Genomic DNA, 21687 nt, shown 5'->3' with positions numbered 1-21687 from the left:
TGAAATGCAGCGCCGCGACGCGAAGCGCGGCCTGGCGTCGCTGTGTATCGGCGGCGGTATGGGCGTGGCGCTCGCACTCGAGCGTCTGTAAGACACAGCGGATCACGGTGCGGCCGTGCGGCTTCGGCGCGGCTGCGACTGGCGTTGATTGACGTAATGCGCGCTCACGGGCGGCGCACGGCGCAGACGCAGTAGGGAGCAGCAGGCAGAGGCGAAGCCGGAGCCGTCGATCGGCGCTTCGGATAACGATAATGGAGTGTGGTTTATGTCACAGCGTATTGCGTATGTAACGGGCGGTATGGGCGGCATCGGAACGGCAATCTGCCAGCGCCTCGAAAAGCAGGGCTTCAAGGTTGTCGCGGGCTGCGGTCCGAACTCGCCGCGCCGCGTGAAGTGGCTCGAAGAGCAGAAAGCGCTGGGCTTTAACTTCATCGCGTCGGAAGGCAACGTGGGCGACTGGGACTCGACGGCCCAGGCGTTCGACAAGGTCAAATCGGAAGTAGGCGAAGTCGACGTGCTGGTCAACAACGCCGGTATCACGCGCGACGTGGTGTTCCGCAAGATGACGCGCGAAGACTGGACGGCGGTGATCGACACCAACCTCACGAGCCTCTTCAACGTCACCAAACAGGTGATCGACGGCATGGTCGAACGCGGTTTCGGCCGGGTCATCAATATTTCGTCGGTGAATGGTCAGAAGGGCCAGTTCGGCCAGACCAACTACTCGACCGCCAAGGCCGGCATTCACGGCTTCACGATGGCGCTCGCGCAGGAAGTCGCGACCAAGGGCGTGACGGTCAACACGGTGTCGCCGGGCTATATCGGCACGGACATGGTGAAATCGATCCGCCCCGACGTGCTCGAAAAGATCGTCGCGACGATTCCGGTGCGCCGTCTGGGCGCGCCCGAAGAAATCGCCTCGATCGTTGCGTGGCTCGCTTCGGAAGAATCGGGCTTCGCGACCGGTGCAGACTTCTCGCTCAACGGCGGGTTGCACATGGGCTGATGCCCGCTGCCGCGCGTGTTGAAGGGCACGCGCGGCAAAAGCGGGATCAAGGGCGGCGGCGGCCTGTTTGCACACCGGGGCAGGCCGCCGCCGGGGTAGACAACGCGCGATGGCATTGGCCCTCGCGCGTTGGCGCATACAAGGGCGACACATGACGACTACAAAGAAAACCGCCGAACGACTGATCAAGAAGTATCCGAATCGTCGGCTGTACGACACGGAGACAAGCACCTACATCACGTTGACTGATGTGAAGCAACTCGTGCTGGATCAGGAGGAGTTCAAGGTCATCGACGCGAAGTCCAACGAGGATCTGACGCGCAGCATCCTGCTGCAGATCATCCTTGAGGAAGAGGGCGGCGGTCTGCCGATGTTCTCGTCGTCGATGCTGTCGCAGATCATCCGTTTCTACGGACATGCGATGCAGGGCATGATGGGCACCTACCTGGAAAAGAACATCCAGGCGTTCATCGACATCCAGAACAAGCTCGCGGATCAGTCGAAGGGCCTTTACGAAGGCAACGCGATGAACCCCGAGGTCTGGTCGCAGTTCATGAACATGCAGGCGCCGATGATGCAGGGCATGATGACCAGCTACATCGAGCAGTCGAAGAACATGTTCGTGCAGATGCAGGAGCAGATGCAGAACCAGGCGAAGAACATGTTCAGCACGTTCCCGTTCAAGCCGGCTTCCCCGGTTTCGCCTGCGGCGCCCGCTCAAGGCGCGAAGGAAAATGCGAGCGACGAGGAAGAGAAGAAGTAACGCGTAGCGAATGAAAGCGGCGAGGCGCGGCAGCCCACGCGCCGGTGGCCGCTTGTTTGTTTTTTGGGGTTAGCCGCGCTTTCCCTGTTTGATCTTGCCTCCGTCGGCATCGTGCCGGGGCATGCCTGGGCGTTCACGTCATTGCCCGTTTGTCGGGTGCATGCGGAGAAATGGCCCCGGATCGATTCCTCTTCCGACCCTCACGTCCAACGTCCGTCCAACGTCGTTAGCCAGCCACGCCGCCCCCCTCCATACGCCAAATGGGTAAAATGGCGGATTGGCCTGAATTCGCGCGGCGCAACGAACGCCTTGCACCCCACATCCGGACGTACACGTGAAAAACCCTGTTGAATCAACGACCTCCCACAAACCTGCCCCGCGCGTCGGGATGGTTTCCCTCGGCTGCCCGAAGGCGCTAGTCGACTCCGAGCAGATCATTACCCAGCTGCGTGCGGAAGGTTATGAAATCTCGGGTTCGTACGACGGTGCGGATCTCGTGGTGGTCAACACCTGCGGCTTTATCGACGAAGCCGTGCAGGAAAGCCTCGACGCCATCGGCGAGGCGCTCAGCGAAAACGGCAAGGTGATCGTCACCGGCTGTCTGGGCAAGAAGGCGAGCGCCAGCGGCTCGAACCTGATCGAGGAAGTGCACCCGAAGGTGCTGGCCGTGACCGGCCCGCATGCCGTCGGCGAAGTGATGCAGGCGGTGCACAGCCATCTGCCCAAGCCGCACGATCCGTTCGTCGATCTCGTGCCGCCCGCGGGCATCAAGCTCACGCCGCGCCACTACGCGTATCTGAAGATTTCCGAAGGTTGTAACCACCGCTGCACGTTCTGCATCATCCCGTCGATGCGCGGCGATCTGGTGTCGCGCCCGATCGCGGAAGTCATGCTCGAAGCGGAAAACCTCTTCAAGTCGGGCGTGAAGGAACTGCTGGTGATTTCGCAGGACACCAGCGCCTACGGCGTGGACGTGAAGTACCGCACCGGTTTCTGGAACGGCAAGCCGGTCAAGACGCGCATGACCGATCTGGTCGCCGCGCTGGGCGAGCTGGCCGCGCAATACGGCGCGTGGGTGCGTCTGCACTACGTCTACCCGTACCCGAGCGTCGACGAAGTCATTCCGTTGATGGCCGAAGGTCCGTTCAAGGGCCACGTGCTGCCGTATCTCGACGTGCCGTTCCAGCACGCGCACCCCGAAGTGCTCAAGCGCATGAAGCGCCCCGCGAACGCGGAAAAGGTCATGGAGCGTGTGAAGGCGTGGCGCGAAATGTGCCCGGATCTGACGATCCGCAGCACCTTTATCGCCGGTTTCCCGGGCGAGACCGAAGAGCAGTTCGAAACGCTGCTCGACTTTATCCGCGAAGCCGATCTGGATCGCGTGGGCTGCTTCGCCTACTCGCCGGTCGAGGGCGCGACGGCCAACGAACTCGACGGCGCGCTGCCGGACGAAGTGCGCGAGGCGCGCCGCGCGCGCTTCATGGAAGTGGCAGAAGAAGTGTCGGCGAAGCGCATGCAGCGCAAGGTCGGTAAGACGCTCAAGGTGCTGATCGACGAGATCAACCCGGACGGCGGCATTGGCCGTACCGCGGCCGACGCGCCGGAAATCGACGGCGTGGTCTACGTTGCGCCGGCGACCAAGGCGTCGAAGCGCTACAAGGTGGGCGATTTCGTTTCGGTGAAGATCACCGGCGCGGACGGCCACGATCTGTGGGGCGAGGTCTGCGCGGTATGACGGCTGCAACGCCCGCGGCTGCAATGCCCGAAATCCTGGCCTACGGCGAGGCCATGGTCGAATTCAACCAGGCCGCGCCCGGTAAGCCCGACTACCTGCAGGGTTTCGGCGGCGATACGTCGAATTTCGCAATCGCCGCCGCGCGCCAGGGCGCGCGCACGGGTTTTGTGTCGGCGCTCGGCGACGATCAGTTCGGGCGTCTGCTGCTCGATCTGTGGGCGCGCGAAAGTGTCGATACTTCGCATGTGCGCGTGAGCGCTGAGGCGCCCACCGGCGTCTACTTCGTCTCGCACGGCCCGAGCGGGCACGCATTCGACTATCTGCGCAAAGGTTCGGCGGCGAGCCGTTACGCGCCGGGCGATCTGCCGCTCGACGCGCTGGCTGCGGCGCGCGTGTTGCATCTCTCGGGTATCAGCGTGGCGATTGGCGATGCCGCCTGCGACGCGGCCTTCGCCGCGATCGAGCATGCGCGCGCCAACGGCGTGCAGGTGAGTTTCGATACCAATCTGCGCTTGAAGCTTTGGCCGCTCGCGCGCGCCCGCGCCGTGATGACCGAAGTGCTGCGCCTGACCGATATCTGTCTGCCTAGCTGGGACGATGTGGCGGTGCTGACCGGTCTCGACGATCGCGATGCCATCGTCGATCGGCTGCTGACGCTGGGTGCGCGCGTCGTTGCGCTCAAGCTCGGCAAGGAAGGCGCGTACGTTGCCACGGCGGATGAGCGTCGGCTGGTGCCGGGTCGCGTCGTCGCGGCGGTCGATGCGACGGGTGCGGGCGACTGTTTCGGCGGTGCATTCGTCGCGCGTCTCGTGGCCGGCGACGATCCGTTCGCCGCGGCCCATTACGCCAACGCGGCCGCTGCGCTTTCGACGCTCGGTTATGGCGCCGTCGCGCCGATTCCGCATCGCGCGGATGTCGAACGCGCGCTGGCCTCGGCTTGATTGGCGTGATCGGCAATATCGCCCGCGACTACTCCCAAGCAATCCCGATCAGAGGAGTCTGATGCAAGTTTCATTCTCGAAAGCCGTGCGCGGTTTGGCCTGGTGCGCGGCGGTGGCGATTGCGCTGCCGCTCGCCGCTTGCGCGGTCGGCGACAATCACGCAACGGACGCTGCGGCGAGCGCGCCCGTGCATTCGACGCTCAAGCCGAATCCCGAATTCGCGAAGTTGCCGCAGTACGTGGGCACGCTCGGCAAGCGTGCGATCCTGATGCGACTGGGCGCCAAGACCGATCCCGATGATCCGTCCGGCGTGCACGGCGAGTATCAGTTCCGCGATACCGGCGAAGTGATCCTGATCGCCGGCGACCGCACGGGCCAGACGCTCGAAGCGGAAGAGTCGAACGACGGTACGCGCATCACCGGCAACTGGGTCGGCACGTTTGCCGCGGACGGTTCGCTGTCGGGCGACCGCATGGAAGTGGACGATTCCCATCCCGTGCCGTTCGAGTTGAAGCCGCTCGCGGCAGGCTCCACACCTGCGCCCGCACCCGCTGCAAAGAGCGGCAATGCGGTAGGTGGCGTCGGCAATGTCGTGACCGGCGAGTGACCGCTTAAGACGTCATTCCTTTTCGGCTGGCCGCTCGCGCGTGCCGCGCGGCACGGCCAGCGCCGCGCGCTTCAATTTCGCGCGCGAGCGATTGCGCATCGCGGCCAGCCGGTTTTCCAGCACTTCGCGCTCGCGTTGCCATTCGCCGCGTTCCCGCATCGACGCTTCATTTGCCTGCTGCGCCTCGCGTAGCGCGTCGTCCTGACGCGTTTCGTGAGCGCGCGCCGCGCCCAATTCTCCGAGCAGGGTTTCATTGCGATGCTGAAGCGACGCGGCAAGCGTATCCGCACGCTTGCGCTCTTCGCGGGCCTCGCTGATCTGCTGCATCATGTGCCGTTGCACGCCTTCCATACGCTGCGTCGCCTTGTCCAGTTCGGACTGAAAAGCCGCGTCGCGCGCTTCCAGCGACACACGCAACGCGCCGATCGCTTTTTCGTGTTCTTCCCGTTGTTCGCGCAGCCGCGTTTCGGCGCTATCGCGTTCGTGGTTGCGCTGGGTTTCCAGCGCATCGGCGCGGTTTCGGGCGTCTTCTGCGCGCGCATTGGCCGCTTCGAGTTGCGGTTTTAGCACCGCGATCTGCTCGCTGAGCGCCGCCAGTTCCACTTCGCGCAGCTTCAGCGCTTCTTCGGCGGCAGCGCACGCTGCCAGCGCTTCGGCCGCGCGTGATTCCGCCTGCGCGGTGGCGTGTTCCAGTTCGGCCACGCGCGCGTCATAAACCTTTTCCCCATGCTCCACGGCGACGGCCCAGATGCCGAGCATCGCATCCGCGACCGCAGGCGGCAGTTGCGAGGCAAGGGCGTCGCTGCGCGTTTTTTCGTCTTTCCACTGCTTGAGTTCGTCGTTGATCGTAGTGCGGCTGCCCTGGCGGATTTCCGCGTAGATGAGGTCGACGGTCAGCTCATGCGGCCGTTTTCCTTCGGCGACGAGGCGAGACGCGGTTTCGCGGGTACGCAAACGGGTATCGCTGATACGTGACATGGTTTTCTGGCAGGGGAAGAGGCGAACGTTTCAAATTTTACTGTATATCATCATATAACGTTATATACGTAATTGATTGAGTTAGAAATTTACGATAACACCTATAATCGCAAGTAAAGCTACGATACGATCCGCTCAACGCCCAAAATCGCCCCCGAATCGATGCCCGAAGACGCCATTGCCTTGCTTCCCGCTTTGCCGCCCGCGCTCGACGGCCGAAGCGGCACGAATCGCGCACGCGGCGGGGTAGCGCAGACCGCCGCGCGCACCGATATCGAAGCCGTGCGCCTCTGGCTGGCCGAATACGTCGATTCCCCGCACACCTTGCGCAGCTATCGGAAAGAAGCGGTGCGCCTGATGCTGTGGGCCACGCGCGCGCTCGACAAACCGCTGTCCAGCCTCACACGCGAAGATTTCGTGCTCTACGAGCAATTCCTCGCCGCGCCGCAGGGCGATTGGGTCGATCCGGCGCGTCCGCGCAAAGGCCGCGAGCGTCGGCTGTTCGAAGGGCCGCTTTCGCCGCGCAGCCGCCGCCAGGCGATGGGTATCCTCGGCGGGCTGTTCAACTATCTGGTGGCGGCGGGCTATCTCGCCGGCAATCCGCTGGCCTTGCGCCGCGCCCGCGCACCGCAGGCACCGCGCAGCCGACGCGTCGAGCGCTATCTCGACCAGACGCTCTGGCAGCAGGTGCTCGACGGCGTCGACGCTTTCGAGCAAGACACGCCGCGCGAGCGTCAGCATTACGAGCGATGCCGCTGGCTCATGCGCTTCCTCTATCGCACGGCGTTACGCGCAAGCGAAGCCGCACAGGCGCGCGCGGGCGATTTCGAGCGTCGGCGTGGCCGCTGGTGGCTGCGTGTAGTGGGCAAGGGCGGCGTAGAGGGCGACGTGCCCGTGAGCGACGAACTGATGGCGGATTTCGCGCGCTATCGTGCTTTTCATGGCTTGCCGGAAGTCCCGTCGCCGGGAGAGTTGCGTCCGGCCGTGCTCGGCGTCGCGGGCGGCGATACCCACCCGCTGACATCGACGGCCGTGTATCTGATCGTGAAAACGGTGTTCCGGCGCATTGCCGATACCCTCGACGCTCGCGATCCCGCGAGCGCGGCCACGCTGCGCCGCGCCTCGACGCACTGGCTGCGCCACACCGCCGCGACGCATCAAGCCGACGCAGGCACGGACCTGCGCTATATCCAGAAGAATCTGCGTCACGCGTCGATCGAAACGACCGGCCTCTACCTGCACGCCGACGACGACGCGCGCCACGCCCAGACCGTGGGCGACAAACCGGCCGCCTGATCCGGATCAAGCCCAGGCACGATCCATTACGGATCATCCCCAGCGGCGCCGGTGTTAATCTTCGGCATGCGGCGCGGGAACGGTCCAGCAGGACCCGCCCGCGCCATGTCACCTTCCGCGCCTTACCGCCAGCACTCCGTTATGAAGAAATCCGACACCCATCGCGCCTTGCAGACGCGCATCGTCAATCCGCAGGACGACATCACGCCCGGCTTCGAATCGTTCGCCGCGCCCGTCACGCGCGCCTCGACCGTCGTGTTCCCAGACCTCGCGACCGTGCGCGGCCTCGACTGGAAAAACGACGCGCAATGGCGCTACGGCCTGCACGCGACGCCCACCTCGACGATGCTGATGCAACGTCTCGCCGAGATCGAAGGCGGCGAGCAGGCGCTGCTGCAACCGTCGGGGCTCTCGTCGATCTCGAACGTGTATTTCGGTCTCCTGAAAGCGGGCGACGATGTGCTGATTCCCGACAACGTCTATTCGCCGAACCGCGATCTGGGCGACTGGCTCGCACGCGACTTCGGCCTGACGGCGCGCTATTACGATCCGATGATCGGCGCGGGTATCGAAGCGCTGATCCGCCCGGAAACGAAGCTGATCTGGCTGGAAGCGCCCGGCTCGGTGACGATGGAAGTGCCCGATGTGCCCGCAATCACGGCCGTCGCGCGCAAACATAACGTGATCACCGCCATCGACAATACGTGGTCCGCGGGCCTCGCATTCAAGCCCTTCGATCATGGCGTCGATATCTCCGTGCAGGCGCTCACGAAGTATCAATCGGGCGGCAGCGACGTGCTGATGGGCGCGACCATCACGCGCGATCGCGATCTCTATCTGAAGCTCAAACTGGCGCGCATGCGTACGGGGATCGGCGTGTCGTCGGATGACTGTTCGCTCGTGCTGCGCGGTCTGCCGAGCATGAAAGTGCGTTTCGACGCGCATGACCGCACGGCGCTCTCGCTCGCGCAATGGCTCAAAACGCGCAGTGAAATCGTGGCGATGCTGCATCCCGCCTTCGAAGATTGCCCCGGCCACGAATTCTATAAACGCGACTTCACGGGCGCGGGCGGGCTGTTTTCGGTGATCTTCGATGAACGCTACAGCGCCGCGCAGATCGACACGTTCTGCGAATCGCTCGACCTGTTCGCGCTGGGCTGGAGTTGGGGCGGCGCGCGCAGCCTCGCGATGCCGTACGACATCGCGTCGATGCGCACGGCCGCGCAATGGCCGCATCGCGGCACGCTGGTGCGTTTCTACATCGGCCTGGAAGACGAAGCCGATCTGCGCGCCGACATCGAGCGCGCACTCGCCACGCTCGCGTAAAAGTACGCGCATAAAAGCAAACGGCCGCGCCTGTCTTCTGGGACAGGCGCGGCCGTGCTAGTTTTTGCGGCTGGGTTTTTGTCGATCAGAACAGACGCAGCAGACCGTCCAGACCGACGAAATTAAACGCGACGCTCGCCGCTTCGCGCACCACCGGCTTGGCGCGGAACGCCACCGACAGACCGGCCACGGCCATCATCTTCAGATCGTTCGAGCCGTCGCCCATCGCGATCGCACGGCGCGGATCGATACCCAGTTGCGCGCAGGTTTCGCTGACGGTACGCGCCTTCACTTCGGCGTTGACGATCTCGCCCGTGACGCGGCCCGTGAGCTTGCCGTCGACGATTTCCAGCGAGTTCGCCCGCGTGAAGTCGAGGCCGAGGCGCGCCTTCAGACGCTCCGTGAAGAACGTGAAGCCGCCCGACACCAGCAGCGTCTTCAGACCCGCCGCCTTCGCGCCCGCGAGCATCTTTTCCGCGCCGGGCGAGAGTTGCAGACGCTCTTCGTAGACGCGCTCCAGCGCGCTCGCGTCGAGGCCCTTGAGCAGCGCCACGCGGCGCGTGAGGCTTTCGTTGAAGTCCTTGATCTCGCCGCGCATCGACGCTTCGGTGATTGCCGCGACTTCGGCTTTCAGCCCGCAAAAATCGGCGATTTCATCGATGCACTCGATCGTGATGAGCGTCGAATCCATGTCCATCGCCACGAGGCCGAAGCTGCCGAGCGTGCGGCCCGGTTCCACGAATGCGTAGTCGAGCTGATGCACGCCGCAATAGACGTCGAGGTCCGGGCGCTGCGCGGGTACGGCGTCTTCGATACGGATCGCGTGTTCGTCGATCGGCACAAGGCGGCTGCCGCGTGCGAGCGCGAGCAGCGGCTTGTGGTGAACGTCTTGCAGCGGAGCGGGACTCTGGATGACGAGATTCATGACGTGTGCGGCGCAAGGCGCCCCGGAAGCGGCTGAAGTGGAGTCAGATTCGGGGCAGGAATCGAAACAGGGCGCGAAGACGGTCGGACGTTTCCCTATGAGGAAAGCTCCAGCCGGCGTGCGCGGCGAAAACGCGAATTGTACCGTTTCGATAGTCCAATGCGGCCCACCGCACACCTTACGGAGACGAAAGCCCGCTTTCGAGGCACAATGAATGCTCGTGCGGCGTCCGACGGGGGGGCGGCCGCCGCGTGCCGTCAACCACGCATCGCGAGCTGCGTCGCGCGACGCGTTGCATGCGCCCATCGGCGCCAGGGGAACCGGTATGCAGGACGCTCATCCCAGCCAGACAAGTCCTGGCCGAACGCCGACCGGCGCGCGCAGGCAGGCCCAGGAAAGCGCAGCGCCTTCCACGCATGAAGTGCTTCAAGCCCCTGAGATGTCGAAGGAGCCTGAAGTACGCGGTGTTCCCGTCGCGCGCATAGCGCGTGCCTCGACTCCCGCTACACCAGCCCGTTCGCGTGCCGGCCGCGCCAGCACCACCGGCGAGGTGGCCGGTATCCACATCACCAGCGCGCGCCGCATCATCGACGTCGAAAGCGGTATTCGCAAGCTCGATCTCGTGCGCTATTACGCGCGGGCCGCGCCGTGGCTGCTGCCGCATCTGCGCGATCGCCCGGTGTCGCTCGTGCGCGCGCCGCAAGGCCTGTCCGGCGAATTGCTGTTTCAGCGTCAGGTCACCCGCGCACCGATTCCCGGCGCGACGCTCCATGAAGAACTGGATTCCGCGCATCCGCTGATTGGCATCGATTCGCTCGAAGCGCTGATCAACGTGGCGCAGATGGATGCGATCGAGCTTCATACCTGGAACGCGCACGCCGCCGAAATCGAATGGCCCGACCGGATCGTGTTCGATCTCGATCCAGACCCGGCGCTGGGCTGGGATCGCGTGATCGAGGCGGCCGATCTCACCCGCGCAGTGCTCGGCGATCTGGGGCTGGAGTCGTTCTGCAAGACGAGCGGCGGCAAGGGCCTGCATATCGTCGTGCCGATCACGCCCGGGCCGGGCTGGGACGACATCAAGGCTTTTGCGCGCGCGGTGGCGCAACGTCTGGCGTCGGGCTGGCCGACGCTGTTCACGGCGACGATGGGCGTCGAGCATCACAGGAAGAAAATCTTCGTCGATTACCTGCGCAACGTGCGCGGTGCCAGCACGGCGGTCGCTTATGGCGTGCGTGCGCGGCCGGGCATGGGCGTTTCCGTGCCGATCGGCTGGGACGAACTCGCGCAGACGACCGGCGGCGCGCACTGGACGCTGGCCAATATCGACGTGCGGCTCAAGCAGTTGAACCGGCCGAAGCGCGCGGCGCCGTGGGCGCGCTACGGCCAGGTGCAGCAGACGGTGAGCAGCGAATTGACGCTGCGGCTGGAGGAGGGCGGCGCCTGAGTCGTCGCTGCGCGGTCTACAAAACCGGTCCGGTGGCAAGCCGTATAAAACCTGGGCCGGGCGACGCCATCGCCCGGCGCACGGCTTCGCGCGGCGCGCTAGACTGACAGGAGAACAATTCGCCACGTAATCCGCCACGTGTTCGCGTGTCGCCCCGGCCACGTCGTTCGCGGTCGTGGCGGCTCCCCCAAGGAGGTGACGCATGCCCTGCAGCCGCACCCGCTCCCGCCGCACTCGCGCGGCGCTCGCTCATGTTGCCGTTGCCGTGACCTGCGCGTGCACGTTCGCGCTGCCGGCTCACGCCTCGCCGCCCATCAAGGTGACCTCGCAGGCCGCACCCGACGGTCCGATCCGCTACACGGTCAAAGTGACGTCGAAGCTCTACGGCAACGCCCAGGAAACGCGCACGCTGCGCTCGGGCGATACCGATGACTTCACCTGGCGCTCCACGCCGCCGGGCGGCGCGGTGCCCGCCGCGCAAAGTTGCCCTGACTACAGTTCCTTGCCGCTCGACGCCAACGGCGCGATGGTGCGCCAGACCCAGTTGCGTCTCGCGCCGATCGTCGCGCAAAACGGTACGGCCAATGTGCAGGTGAGCTTCCGCGCACAGGCGCCGCGTGGCGGCAAGGCGGCGGGCGGCGCGCAATGCCCGGAAGTGGTCGCGCATAGCGAAGTGCTGCATTTTTCGATGCCGACCAACGGTACGGCAAAAACGCTCACGCTCAGCGACGGCACGCAGTTGAGCGTTTCGGCGCAGCGCTAGGCGTTCGCTTCACGGCGCGGTCTCTGCGTCCGCGCCTACGCGCGGGGACCGCGTCAGCCGCGCGTTTTGGCACGCTCCTTGAGCCGCGCGGCGATAAAGCAGTGATCGGCCGAAAACAGCCGCCGGTACGCCAGAATTACCGCGCCCACCGTTCCCAGCGCCGATGAAGCCGCGATCAGAAACATGATCACGATCTGATAGCGCACCGCCTGCAAAGGCGACTGTCCCGCCAGCACCTGGCCCGTCATCATGCCGGGCAGACTCACCACGCCGACCACGGCCATCTGATTGAGCGTCGGGATCATGCCTGCGCGCACGGCTTCGCGCGCGCTCGCCTGAGCCGCTTCCCAGCGCGTCGCGCCGAGCGCCAGCGCGCTTTCCACGCGATCGCGCCGCGCCGTGAGCTCCTGCATCATGCGCTCGACGCCCAGCGACACGCCCGTGAGCGTACTGCCGAGAATCATGCCGAGAATCGGAATCGCGTATTGCGGCTCGTACCAAGGCCGGATGCGGATCACGGCAAACAGACCCACCGCCGCAACGAGCCAGGCGCTCACCCAGATCGACACGATGCTATCGACGCGCTGTCCGGCATACGTGCGCGCGCCGCGCTGCGCGCCCGCGAATCCGGCGATCAGCGTCATCAGTGCCATCAGCGGCAGCACTACGTACCAGCGGTTGAACGCGAACACCCAGCCCAGCACATAGCCGATCGCCAGCAGTTGCACGACGGTGCGCACGGCGGCCCACGCGAGCTTGCGTTCGAGATCGAGCTTGAGCAGCACCGAAACCGCGCCGTTCACAAACACCAGCAAGGCCGCAATCGCGACATCGCCGATACCGAGATCCTGCAACACGCCCGGGCTCATTGCGGTGCTCCGCTGATGGTGGTGGTGGCGTTGGCGGCTTCGCTGAGCACGCCCGCGCGCATCGTCAGGTGGCGTGTGCCGACGCGTTGCGCCTGGGCGGGATCATGCGAAACCCAGACCGTCGCGCGCGCGGCGCGTTCGTGTTCGAACCAGTGAGCGATCAGCGTTTCGACTGCGCGCGCCGAATCGGGATCGAGCGAGGCGGTGGGTTCGTCGAGCAGCAGCGCTTCGGGATCGAGTTGCAGCACGCGCACCAGCGCGACGATCTGCGCTTCGCCGCCCGACAGTTCGGCGGCGTCGCGCTCGAGAAAGTCGCTGCCGCGACCGGCGGCTGCCAGCAGGTTAGCGGCGCGTGCGGCGTCGAAGCTGGCATCGCGATACACCGCCAGCGAATACGGATAGCGCAGATTTTCTTCGACCGTGCCGTCGATCAGCGCGGGGCGCTGGCGCAGATAGGCGATATGCCGCCGGTAGCGCGGAATCTGCGCGCGCGCGACGCGCTCGCCGTGCCAGAAGATCGAGCCTTCGTCGGCGGGATCGAGCAGCGCCAGCGCGCGCAGGAACACGCTCTTGCCCGAACCGGACGGCCCCGTGAGCACCACGCGCTGGCCTGGCATTAGCGAAAAATTCGCCGGTTGTAGCAAAATCTGGCCGCGTTGCGCGTCGCGGCGCGCGAGCCCGCGTGTCTCGACCAGCGGCGCGGTCAGGCCGCAAGCGGTATCGGCGTGATCGTTCTGGGGGTTCTTCATTAATTGATATTGATGGCTAACAAGGCTGATACGCAGACATGCGCCCACGAAAGCGCACGCATTACGGCTGATGGCCCAGGCGGGCACGCCGGCTGCTTCAAAATCGTTGGCGAAACAACAATGCATAACACGGAGTGCGCATGACGTCACCGCAACCCAAGCCCCGCGGCCCCGGCCGCACACTCGCCAGGATCATCGCATGGCTCGTGGCGGTTGTCGCCGTGCTGATCGCCGCGCTTGCGGTTTTCATCCTGACCTTCGACTGGAATCGCGCCAAACCTTACGTCAACGAAAAAGTGTCGGAGGCGATTGGCCGTCCGTTCGCGATCGTCGGCGATCTGAAGGTGGGCTGGCGCAGGCCGCCGGGCGAAACGGGCTGGCGCGCGTGGGTGCCCTGGCCGCGCTTTTCGGCGCAGCAGATCGAAGTGGCCAACCCCGACTGGACCAAAACGCCCAAGTTCGCCACCCTCGACGAGATCGACTTCGAAGTGGCTGTGCTGCCGCTGCTCGCGCACGACATCGTGATTCCGGCGATCAATCTCGTGAATCCTTCCGTCGATGTCGAACGGCTCGCCGATGGCCGTAATAACTGGACTTTCAAGCTGCCGGCTTCGAGCGGACCGTCGACGTGGAAACTCAATCTGCATGACATCACGTTCTCGAACGGCAATATCGACGTTAGCGACCAGCAGACCAAAACCGATGTGAAAGTGACCGTGAGCCTGCTTGGCCAGGGCATTCCGATCGGCAAGGTGATGGAGCAGCAGGAATCGGCGTCGCGCCAGGGCTCGGCGCAGGTGATCGGGCGTTCGGGCGCGAACCGGCTCGCGCAGCAGGCGGAAAAGCAGCAGGCTTCGGAAGCCGCGGCGGCCAGCGCTGCGAGTGCAGCGAGTGCTGCCAGCGACGCCAGCGCGGTAACGACCGCCAGCGCGCCCGCCGCTTCGCAGGGCATTGGCTCGAAGCTCGCCGCAATCGGTGCGAGTTCGGCCAGCAACGCCAATGCGGTTTCCGGCGGCAAGACCACGGAACCGTTCTATGCAATCGGCTGGACGGTCAAAGGCACGTACAACAAGACGGCGCTGTCGGGCGAAGGCAAGCTCGGCGGCGTGCTTGCGCTGCAGGACCCGAAGCGCGCGTTCCCGGTGCAGGCCGACGTGCGCGCGGGCGACATGCATATCGCGCTGGTCGGCACGATTACGGACCCCGCGCATCTGGCGGCCGTCGATCTGCGCCTGTGGCTGCAAGGGCAGAGCATGGCGCATCTTTACAACCTCACCGGCGTCACGCTGCCGGAAACGCCGCCCTATGCGACCGAAGGCCGTTTTGTCGGCCAGTTCAAGAAAGGCGCGAGCGTCTTCCGCTATGAAAACTTCACGGGTCGCGTGGGCGGCAGCGATCTGAACGGCACGCTCGTCTACACGCAGCGCCCGACGCGGCCGCTGCTCTCGGGCGCGCTCGTCTCGAACCTGCTGCAGTTTTCCGATCTGGCGCCGGTCATCGGTGCGGACAGCAAGGCGAGCAAAGCCAAACGCGGCGACACCGTCAGGCAGCCCGCCGACCGCGTGATTCCGGTCGAGCCGTTCAAGACCGACCGCTGGAACGCCATCGACGCCGATGTGAAGTTCACCGGCAAGCGCATCATCAAGCAGGGCAGCCTGCCGATCCAGGATCTCTACACGCACGTGATCATGACCGACGGCGTGCTCGCGCTCGATCCGCTGCAGTTCGGCGTTGCCGGCGGCACGCTCGCGACGCGCGTGAACCTCGATGGCGGGCACACGCCGCTCAAGGCGCGCGGCACGGTCGAGGCGCGCCACCTCAAGCTCAAGCAACTGTTCCCGAGCGTCAAGTCGATGCAGTCGGCGCTGGGCGAAATCAACGGCGACGCGTCGCTGTCGGCCACCGGCAACTCGCCGGCGGCGCTGGCGTCCACCTCGAACGGCGAGGTCAAGCTGCTCGTCACGCAAGGCACCGTCAGCCGTCTGCTGATGGAAGCGGCCGGCCTGAACGTGGCGAACGTGGTCTACGAGAAGCTGTTCGGCCAGCGCGACGTGAAGATCAACTGCGCGGCCGCCGATTTCGTGGCGACCAACGGCGTGCTCGATCCGCGCGTGTTCGCACTCGACACCGACGATGCCGTGATCGACATCACCGGCCCGATCGATCTGCGCGATGAATCGATGGACATGAAGGTGCACCCGCATACCAAGGGCTTCCGCATTTTCTCGCTGCGTTCGCCGCTGTATGTGAAGGGCACGTTCAAGAATCCGCACGTGGGCGTCGATGCGGCTGCGCTGGCGTTGCGCGGCGGCGCGATGGTCGGGCTGGGCCTGATCAATCCGTTCGCGGCGCTGATCCCGCTGATCGCACCGAGCAACAACAAGCCGCTGCCATGCGATCAGTTGTTCTCGCAGATGCGCCAGCATCCGGTCGCGCCGCCGCCGGGGCAGAAGATGCGCGCGCCGGCTTCCGCGCCGGTGGCGGGCGGCGCGGCGGCGTCGCGTTCAGCGGCGCCCGCGAAAACACCGGAAAAGAACACGCGGCCCGACGCGGCCTCGCAGCCGGGCATGCAGAATCTCTATAGGGGAAGCTAACGAAGCGGCACGTCAAAAGCTGGAGCGCATGACAAAACGCCCGACGCTGATTTCACATAGCGTCGGGCGTTTTTGCGTGGATCTCAGCGCAATTGCTGCTTCGGTGCCGGATCGCCGGCCGCGTCCTGACCGCGTGCCGGGCGTCGCGAACCTGCGCCGGGTCGACCGGCGCCGAAATCCGGCAGAATCCGGCCGCGCGCGCGGCTGGCGAAGACCAGGAAGCCGAAACCATCGGCTTCGTACCAGTAGCCGCCGTTCTCCAGCCCTTCGATCGGCTGCTCGAGCGCATGCGCAATGGATTCGATGCAGCGCTTGCGCAATTCGCCGGTGCCTGGCCACGGCGGTTGCGCGCCGCGCATGCTGCACAGGAGCACGTCGAGACCCGGCAGCACATGGGCATAAAGCACCGGCTCGTCCTGAGCGCGCGCACGCGCGATCTTCGTGTCCAGTTGACCGAACGGTTTGAAGTGGCTCAGTACGGCGAGAAATGACTCGTCGCCATCGGCCTTGATGCGTTTACGCTTTTTCGGGAAGGACATAAAAATTCGCCTGAAAAAGGTGGATTGCAAGACACGCAGCGTTCCCATGCGACCACTCCCGGATTGGTGCGCCGCACGTCGATCCACCATGGATCTGCCGTTTTCGCGAGGATGCAGGCCGTGGGGACGGCGCCCAGATCCTCCTTGCGTCAGGCAAACGCCATGCCGGACAGCACGTCGCGCTCATGTAAGTATCCCGGCGCTCTCTCGCTTCTTTTACCGCTTCTCTTACCCTGTCTTTCTTTCGTCTCCGGTCTCAATAATAGTCCCGCACGCGCGCGCGGTGTGACGATTTCTCGGGAAAAAGGCGGCTTTTCTCGCGGCGAGGTGGGCAGTGCCACATACATTGTCATCTCGGTATTTCGCGCCGATAATGTTTCGGCTCTGATGCCTGCGGCGCACGATGCGCCGCGCGGGGAATCGGTCGCAGGTTGGCCGCGACCGGTGTGCGAATTGGATACGAATTGGGTCATCAGGCAGACAGATCGGAGCCGGGGCGGCGCTGCGGCCCACGCACGAGCATCACGGCGACGCCTTGCGCGCCCGCCGCCACTGAATCCGACCATCATGAAACTGTTCGCCAAGGGTCTGTTGCTGATCGCGATTCCAAGCGTCATCGAACTGGCGCTGCTCGGCGTCGTCTTCGATACACAAGGCGAGGCCGCCCAAGCCGCCAAACGCGCCGAAGCCAGCAAGCAGATTCTCTGGCAGGCTTCGAGCCTCGCCCAGCCGCTGTTGCGCGAAGCCGCGCGGGTGCGTACCGCGGTCGTGCTCGAAGATCCCTCGTTTATCGACCGGCGCGCCGTGTGGGCCGAATTCTCGGACCGCATTGCGCTGCTCGCGCATGCCGTGGCCGACAATCCGCAACAACTCGCGCGCGTGCAGCGCATCAACAACGACGCGCGAGCGTGGCGTGCGCGCTGCGGTGAAATCGCCGACGCGCTGCGCGAAGGCCACGCCGGTCCCCTGGTGCATGCGGGTGCGAGCGGCCTGCCGCCCGAAATCGAAGCGGTGCGCAGCGAACTCGACGCGTTTATCGCCGAACAAACGCGCCTCGACGTCGCCCGCAGCACCTCGTTGCGCGAGACGCGCGAGCGCCAGCAGGACGCGCTGATTTTTGCCGTGGTCGGTTCGATGCTGATCTGGGCGCTCACGGCCTTCGTGTTCGCGCGCAACGTGGGACTGCGTCTCGCGGCGCTCGACGCCAACGCGCAACGCCTGGGCGAAGGCGTGGCGCTGGCCGCGCCTCTGGCCGGCGACGATGAAATCGCGGCGCTCGATGCCGTGCTCAATCAGACCAGCCACCGCCTGCGCGACGCCGAACGCGAACAGGCCGCGCTCAAGCTGCAGTTGCAGGCGCGCGCCGCAGATTTGGCGTCTGCCAACGACAGCCTGCGCCAGGAAAGCCAGGACAACGAGATGTTCATTTACAGCGTGTCGCACGATCTGCGCTCGCCGCTGGTGAATCTGCAGGGCTTTTCGAAGGAATTGCAGGTGTCCTGCGAGGACCTGCGCGAGCAGATCGACCGCGCCGGTTTGCCCGCCGACGAGCATCGCCGCATGAACGAAGTGCTCGACGGCGATGTGGCCGAATCGTTGCAATTCCTGCGCCAGGCGGTCTCGCGTTCGGCGGCGATCATCGACGCGCTGCTGCGCATGTCGCGCGCGGGCCGGCTGGAATTCCGCTGGCAGCGCGTGAATATGGGGCGCATCGTCGAGCGCGCGCTCAGCGGTCTCACCGCCGATCTCGCGCAGCGCGCGCAGATCATGGTGGGCGAGTTGCCGCCTGCTTGGGGCGATCCGGCGGCGCTCGAACAGATTTTCGGCAATCTGATCGATAACGCTTTGCGCCATCTCGATCCGTCGCGGCCGGGGCAGGTGGAAATCGGCGCGGTGTTGCCCGACGAGATGGCGAAATACGAAGAGGGCGATCTCGTAGAAATCGACGAAATGGCCGCCGCGCGCCCGGATTTCAGTAAAAAAACGCCTCAAAATGCGCCGAACAGCGCGCTTGATGCGGCACGCATGCCCGAGACGCGCACGCGGACGTATTATGTGCGCGACAATGGCATCGGCATTCCCGCCGCGTATCTGCCCAAGCTGTTTCGCGCTTTCCAGCGTCTGCATGGCGGCCAGTCGGACGGGCAGGGCACGGGGCTCGCGCTAGCCCGCCGGATCGCCGAGCGTCATGGCGGGCAGATGTGGGTCGAATCGACCGAAGGCGCGGGCTCGACGTTTTTCGTCACCTTGCCCGATGCGCCGTTGCGCACGGCATAGAACATCATCGAAACGTTTGTGAAGACGTCGGAGAGCGGCATATGACGCACGGGGAGAACGCGGATCGGACCGATCAGGCGGGCGAGGCTGACGCAGCGCAAACGCCGCAGGCACTGCTTGATTACCGCGCCGCGTTGGCCGGCGAACGCGTGAGCATTGTGCTGATCGAAGACGACGACGGCCACGCCACGCTGGTCGAACGCAACCTGCGGCGCTCGGGCGTGTCCAACGGCTTTTTGCGCTTTCGTGACGGCCAGGAGGCGCTCGACTACTTTTTCGGCGCGCCGGGTGCGCCAGGTGCAGAAAGCCCGGGCGCAGCGACTTTTCCATCGCGCGAGGATCTGGCCAACTTCGTCGTGCTGCTCGATCTGCGCATGCCGCGCGTGGACGGCTTCGAAGTATTGCGCCGGCTGAAGGCCGAACCGGCGACGGCCTCGGTGCCCGTGATCGTGCTCACTACCACCGACGATCCGCGTGAAATCGAGCGCTGCTATGAACTGGGCTGCAACGTGTACATCACGAAGCCCGTCGAATACGACGCGTTCATCGAAGCGGTGAGGCGGCTGGGGTTTTTCCTGCAGGTCGTCAAACTGCCGGCAGGGCATCGTTTTTCGCGTCCCTGAAAACGCGATACGGCCTGGCGGAGTCGATGAAGCCCACGGTTGTCACCCGACTGCACCCGACTGCACCTGATAGCCAGCGGCACGAACCAGACCGAGAGAGAGATTGATTCACGCATGACCACCATGACCAGACTGCGCATGCTCCATACCTGGAGCCAGCCCCGAGGGACGCGACGCGCATGAACGAAGAAGCAACCCTGTTGACGGGCGCGCACGTGCTCGTCGTCGACGATGACGAGGGCATTTTGCGGCTCGCGCGCAAATCGCTGGTGCGTGCGGGCGCGCGCGTGGACACCTGCGGCAGCGTGGCCGAGGCGAGCACCGTGCTCGCCGCGCGCACGCCGGATGTGCTCGTGCTCGACTATCAGCTCGACGGCGCGGAAACCGGGCTCGACTTCTTCCGCCGCCTGCGCGCGGGCAACGTGCGCGTGCCGGCGATTCTCGTCACGGGATTCACCGATGAATCGCGCGTGATTGCGGCGTTGCGCGCGGGCGTCTCCGACGTCGTGCCGAAATCGGGCGATTACCTCGACTATCTGCCCGAAGCGGTGGCGCGCGTGCTCTCGCAGGTGTCGCTGCAGCGCGCATCGGATCAGGCGCTGTTGCTGCGCGATCGCGAGGAGCACTACCGCACGCTTTCGGAAGCCTTGCCGCACCTCGTTTTCACCTGCGGCGCGGATGGCGACTGCGATTTCCTCTCCAAGCAATGGCGCGATTACACGGGACTGGACGCGAGCGCTTCGCATGGTCTCGCCTGGCTCGACGCCGTGCATCCCGACGATCGCGAGGACATCCGCCGCACCTGGCTAAAGGCGGTGCGCAGCGACAACAACGATTACCGCCACGAATTGCGGATTCGCCATCACGACGGCTCGTACCGATGGTTCGATGTGCGGATCGTGGCGATGCGCGACCCGCACGGCGGCATCAACAAGTGGTTCGGCAGTTGCACTGACATTCACGCGCAGCGCGAATCGAGCCAGGAGCGCGAACTATTGCTGGCCTCCGAGCAGACCGCGCGTCAGACCGCCGAAGAAGCCAATCGCGCGAAAGACCGCTTTCTCGCCATGCTGTCGCACGAATTGCGCACGCCGCTGACGCCGGTGCTGGCCGGCACGCGTCTGCTCGAACAGATTCCAGGCCTGCCCGAAGCCGCGCGCGCGGGCGTGCTGATGATCCGCCGCAATATCGAACTCGAAGCGCGCCTGATCGACGATCTGCTCGATCTCACGCGCGTGGCCAACGGCAAGCTCAGCCTCACGCTCGATACCGTCGATGTGCACGAAGTCATCGACGCCGTGCTCGAACTCTTTCACAGCGAAATCCAGATCAAGCAGCAGGACGTGCATGTCGAGCGGCACGCGAAGCATCACTATGTCCGCGGCGATCGCGCGCGCATGCAGCAGATGTTCTGGAATCTCGTGCGCAACGCCGCGAAGTTCACGCCCGATGGCGGCCATATCTACGTGCGCACGCGCGATGAACGCATGCATGTGCTGATCGAAGTCGAGGATACGGGCATCGGTATCGCGCCCGAGCAGATCGGCAAGCTGTTTCACGCTTTCGAGCAGGGCAGCCACAACATGACGCGGCAATTCGGCGGTCTGGGGCTGGGGCTTGCGGTGACAAAAGCGCTGACCGAGGCGCATGGCGGCACGGTCAGCGCGAAGAGTCCCGGCGCGCACTGCGGCGCAACCTTCACGATCGTCCTGCCGACGGCCACGCCCGGCACCGGCGCGCAGCAACCGGCGGATCACTGCGCGCCGCAGCAGGCGGGCGCGCTCGATATCCTGCTGATCGAGGACCACGAAGATACGGCGGAGGTGATGTCGCAACTGATCCGCGCGCTGGGTCACGAGGTCGCGGTGGCGGCCAGTGTGGCGAGCGCGCTGGCGCTCGCGGCCGCGCAACGTTTCGACCTCGTGGTGAGCGATATCGGCTTGCCGGATGGTTCGGGCATCGACTTTATCCGTGCGTTCCGCAAGGAATCGACGGTGCCGGCCATCGCGCTAACGGGCTTCGGCACGGACGACGATGTGCGTCGCAGCCTCGATGCGGGTTTTACCGCGCATCTGACGAAGCCGGTCAATTTCGAACAACTGGAGCGCTTGATCGAAGAAGCCGCGGTGCAGCGCGCGCAGACTCTCGATCATCACGCATCGAATCCGGCCACGTCCTGAACGCCAGCCGCATGACGTCAAAAAGCCCGCGTGCCGTTGAAGGCGACGCGGGCTTTTTGCTTTTGAACC

The 21687-nt window shown here is 65.0% G+C and carries 19 protein-coding genes; 14 read left to right on the top strand and 5 right to left on the bottom strand.

The annotated features are described in order from the left end of the window. From U5A67_RS27035 to U5A67_RS27010, 6 genes are all read left to right on the top strand, one after another. On the top strand, window positions 1-91 hold a 91-nt coding region (locus U5A67_RS27035), incomplete at its 5' end, for a hypothetical protein (RefSeq protein ID WP_321814967.1). Window positions 92-265: 174 nt separating this feature from the next. Beyond that, window positions 266-1006 carry a 3-ketoacyl-ACP reductase gene (locus U5A67_RS27030; RefSeq protein ID WP_205981499.1) on the top strand — a complete coding sequence of 247 codons (741 nt, stop codon included), beginning with the start codon at window positions 266-268 and terminating at the stop codon, window positions 1004-1006. A gap of 151 nt (window positions 1007-1157) precedes the next feature. Then, a complete protein-coding gene (gene phaR / locus U5A67_RS27025) occupies window positions 1158-1769 on the top strand; it encodes a polyhydroxyalkanoate synthesis repressor PhaR (protein ID WP_205981500.1) in 612 nt (203 codons plus the stop codon). Window positions 1770-2157: 388 nt separating this feature from the next. After that, complete coding sequence (gene rimO, locus U5A67_RS27020) at window positions 2158-3504, top strand: 30S ribosomal protein S12 methylthiotransferase RimO (RefSeq protein WP_321816554.1); 1347 nt, start codon at window positions 2158-2160, stop codon at window positions 3502-3504. Continuing rightward, window positions 3501-4445 (top strand): sugar kinase, encoded by a 945-nt coding sequence (locus tag U5A67_RS27015; RefSeq protein ID WP_415767948.1) that lies wholly within the window; start codon window positions 3501-3503, stop codon window positions 4443-4445. The genes rimO and U5A67_RS27015 overlap by 4 nt, the downstream gene beginning before the upstream one ends. A gap of 61 nt (window positions 4446-4506) precedes the next feature. After that, on the top strand, window positions 4507-5052 hold the full coding sequence (locus U5A67_RS27010; RefSeq protein WP_321816552.1) for a hypothetical protein: 546 nt from the start codon (window positions 4507-4509) through the stop codon (window positions 5050-5052). 12 nt (window positions 5053-5064) lie between these two features. Here the strand turns inward: U5A67_RS27010 and U5A67_RS27005 are convergent, their stop codons facing one another. Further along, window positions 5065-6030, bottom strand: coding sequence for a DNA-binding protein (locus U5A67_RS27005; RefSeq protein WP_321816551.1), 966 nt, complete (start codon window positions 6028-6030; stop codon window positions 5065-5067). A gap of 162 nt (window positions 6031-6192) precedes the next feature. Here U5A67_RS27005 and U5A67_RS27000 point away from each other — a divergent pair, with 162 nt between their 5' ends. Beyond that, the gene (locus U5A67_RS27000; protein ID WP_321816550.1) at window positions 6193-7326 is read left to right on the top strand and encodes a tyrosine-type recombinase/integrase; all 1134 of its coding nucleotides are present in this window, start codon (window positions 6193-6195) and stop codon (window positions 7324-7326) included. A gap of 141 nt (window positions 7327-7467) precedes the next feature. Next, window positions 7468-8652 carry a cystathionine beta-lyase gene (locus U5A67_RS26995; RefSeq protein ID WP_205981506.1) on the top strand — a complete coding sequence of 395 codons (1185 nt, stop codon included), beginning with the start codon at window positions 7468-7470 and terminating at the stop codon, window positions 8650-8652. 85 nt (window positions 8653-8737) lie between these two features. Here the strand turns inward: U5A67_RS26995 and serB are convergent, their stop codons facing one another. Further along, entirely contained in the window at window positions 8738-9577 is an 840-nt protein-coding gene (serB, locus tag U5A67_RS26990) for a phosphoserine phosphatase SerB (protein WP_205981507.1), read from the bottom strand. Between the two features lie 439 nt (window positions 9578-10016). Between serB and ligD the strand changes: the two genes are divergently transcribed. Together ligD and U5A67_RS26980 are read left to right on the top strand one after the other, a co-directional pair. Then, the gene (gene ligD, locus U5A67_RS26985) at window positions 10017-11024 is read left to right on the top strand and encodes a non-homologous end-joining DNA ligase (protein WP_321959757.1); all 1008 of its coding nucleotides are present in this window, start codon (window positions 10017-10019) and stop codon (window positions 11022-11024) included. A 202-nt stretch (window positions 11025-11226) separates the two neighbouring features. After that, a complete protein-coding gene (locus U5A67_RS26980; protein WP_321816548.1) occupies window positions 11227-11787 on the top strand; it encodes a DUF6013 family protein in 561 nt (186 codons plus the stop codon). A 53-nt stretch (window positions 11788-11840) separates the two neighbouring features. On the opposite strand, the gene U5A67_RS26975 is transcribed toward U5A67_RS26980, so the two are convergent. Together U5A67_RS26975 and U5A67_RS26970 are read right to left on the bottom strand one after the other, a co-directional pair. After that, complete coding sequence (locus tag U5A67_RS26975; RefSeq protein ID WP_321816547.1) at window positions 11841-12656, bottom strand: ABC transporter permease; 816 nt, start codon at window positions 12654-12656, stop codon at window positions 11841-11843. Beyond that, complete coding sequence (locus U5A67_RS26970) at window positions 12653-13405, bottom strand: ATP-binding cassette domain-containing protein (RefSeq protein ID WP_415767947.1); 753 nt, start codon at window positions 13403-13405, stop codon at window positions 12653-12655. Before U5A67_RS26970 ends, U5A67_RS26975 begins: the two co-directional genes overlap by 4 nt. A 140-nt stretch (window positions 13406-13545) precedes the next feature. Between U5A67_RS26970 and U5A67_RS26965 the strand changes: the two genes are divergently transcribed. Continuing rightward, window positions 13546-15999, top strand: coding sequence for an AsmA family protein (locus U5A67_RS26965; RefSeq protein ID WP_321816546.1), 2454 nt, complete (start codon window positions 13546-13548; stop codon window positions 15997-15999). An 83-nt stretch (window positions 16000-16082) separates the two neighbouring features. Here the strand turns inward: U5A67_RS26965 and U5A67_RS26960 are convergent, their stop codons facing one another. Further along, window positions 16083-16586 carry a hypothetical protein gene (locus U5A67_RS26960; RefSeq protein ID WP_205981888.1) on the bottom strand — a complete coding sequence of 168 codons (504 nt, stop codon included), beginning with the start codon at window positions 16584-16586 and terminating at the stop codon, window positions 16083-16085. A gap of 519 nt (window positions 16587-17105) precedes the next feature. Here U5A67_RS26960 and U5A67_RS26955 point away from each other — a divergent pair. The 3 genes from U5A67_RS26955 (at window position 17106) to U5A67_RS26945 (ending at window position 21618) form a co-directional block, all read left to right on the top strand. Further along, entirely contained in the window at window positions 17106-18815 is a 1710-nt protein-coding gene (locus U5A67_RS26955; RefSeq protein WP_205981512.1) for a sensor histidine kinase, read from the top strand. A gap of 41 nt (window positions 18816-18856) precedes the next feature. After that, window positions 18857-19438 carry a response regulator gene (locus tag U5A67_RS26950; protein ID WP_321816545.1) on the top strand — a complete coding sequence of 194 codons (582 nt, stop codon included), beginning with the start codon at window positions 18857-18859 and terminating at the stop codon, window positions 19436-19438. A 179-nt stretch (window positions 19439-19617) separates the two neighbouring features. Continuing rightward, a complete protein-coding gene (locus tag U5A67_RS26945; RefSeq protein WP_321816544.1) occupies window positions 19618-21618 on the top strand; it encodes a response regulator in 2001 nt (666 codons plus the stop codon). Window positions 21619-21687: the final 69 nt, after the last annotated feature.

The organism is Paraburkholderia sp. J69-1, assembly GCF_905220255.1.
GTDB lineage: Bacteria > Pseudomonadota > Gammaproteobacteria > Burkholderiales > Burkholderiaceae > Paraburkholderia.
Note: the sequence above shows the minus strand (reverse complement) of the source record. Positions and strands in the feature narration are given on the sequence as shown.

Excerpts from the sequence above, each read along its gene's own strand:
- U5A67_RS27000 (WP_321816550.1), top strand. The coding sequence starts at position 6,193 with ATGCCCGAAGACGCCATTGCCTTGCTTCCCGCTTTGCCGCCCGCGCTC.
- phaR (WP_205981500.1), top strand. The coding sequence starts at position 1,158 with ATGACGACTACAAAGAAAACCGCCGAACGACTGATCAAGAAGTATCCG.
- serB (WP_205981507.1), bottom strand. The coding sequence starts at position 9,577 with ATGAATCTCGTCATCCAGAGTCCCGCTCCGCTGCAAGACGTTCACCAC.
- ligD (WP_321959757.1), top strand. The coding sequence starts at position 10,017 with ATGTCGAAGGAGCCTGAAGTACGCGGTGTTCCCGTCGCGCGCATAGCG.
- U5A67_RS27030 (WP_205981499.1), top strand. The coding sequence starts at position 266 with ATGTCACAGCGTATTGCGTATGTAACGGGCGGTATGGGCGGCATCGGA.
- U5A67_RS26980 (WP_321816548.1), top strand. The coding sequence starts at position 11,227 with ATGCCCTGCAGCCGCACCCGCTCCCGCCGCACTCGCGCGGCGCTCGCT.
- U5A67_RS26965 (WP_321816546.1), top strand. The coding sequence starts at position 13,546 with ATGACGTCACCGCAACCCAAGCCCCGCGGCCCCGGCCGCACACTCGCC.
- U5A67_RS26955 (WP_205981512.1), top strand. The coding sequence starts at position 17,106 with ATGAAACTGTTCGCCAAGGGTCTGTTGCTGATCGCGATTCCAAGCGTC.
- U5A67_RS26995 (WP_205981506.1), top strand. The coding sequence starts at position 7,468 with ATGAAGAAATCCGACACCCATCGCGCCTTGCAGACGCGCATCGTCAAT.
- U5A67_RS27015 (WP_415767948.1), top strand. The coding sequence starts at position 3,501 with ATGACGGCTGCAACGCCCGCGGCTGCAATGCCCGAAATCCTGGCCTAC.
- rimO (WP_321816554.1), top strand. The coding sequence starts at position 2,158 with ATGGTTTCCCTCGGCTGCCCGAAGGCGCTAGTCGACTCCGAGCAGATC.
- U5A67_RS26950 (WP_321816545.1), top strand. The coding sequence starts at position 18,857 with ATGACGCACGGGGAGAACGCGGATCGGACCGATCAGGCGGGCGAGGCT.
- U5A67_RS26975 (WP_321816547.1), bottom strand. The coding sequence starts at position 12,656 with ATGAGCCCGGGCGTGTTGCAGGATCTCGGTATCGGCGATGTCGCGATT.
- U5A67_RS27010 (WP_321816552.1), top strand. The coding sequence starts at position 4,507 with ATGCAAGTTTCATTCTCGAAAGCCGTGCGCGGTTTGGCCTGGTGCGCG.
- U5A67_RS27005 (WP_321816551.1), bottom strand. The coding sequence starts at position 6,030 with ATGTCACGTATCAGCGATACCCGTTTGCGTACCCGCGAAACCGCGTCT.
- U5A67_RS26960 (WP_205981888.1), bottom strand. The coding sequence starts at position 16,586 with ATGGGAACGCTGCGTGTCTTGCAATCCACCTTTTTCAGGCGAATTTTT.
- U5A67_RS26970 (WP_415767947.1), bottom strand. The coding sequence starts at position 13,405 with ATGAAGAACCCCCAGAACGATCACGCCGATACCGCTTGCGGCCTGACC.
- U5A67_RS26945 (WP_321816544.1), top strand. The coding sequence starts at position 19,618 with ATGAACGAAGAAGCAACCCTGTTGACGGGCGCGCACGTGCTCGTCGTC.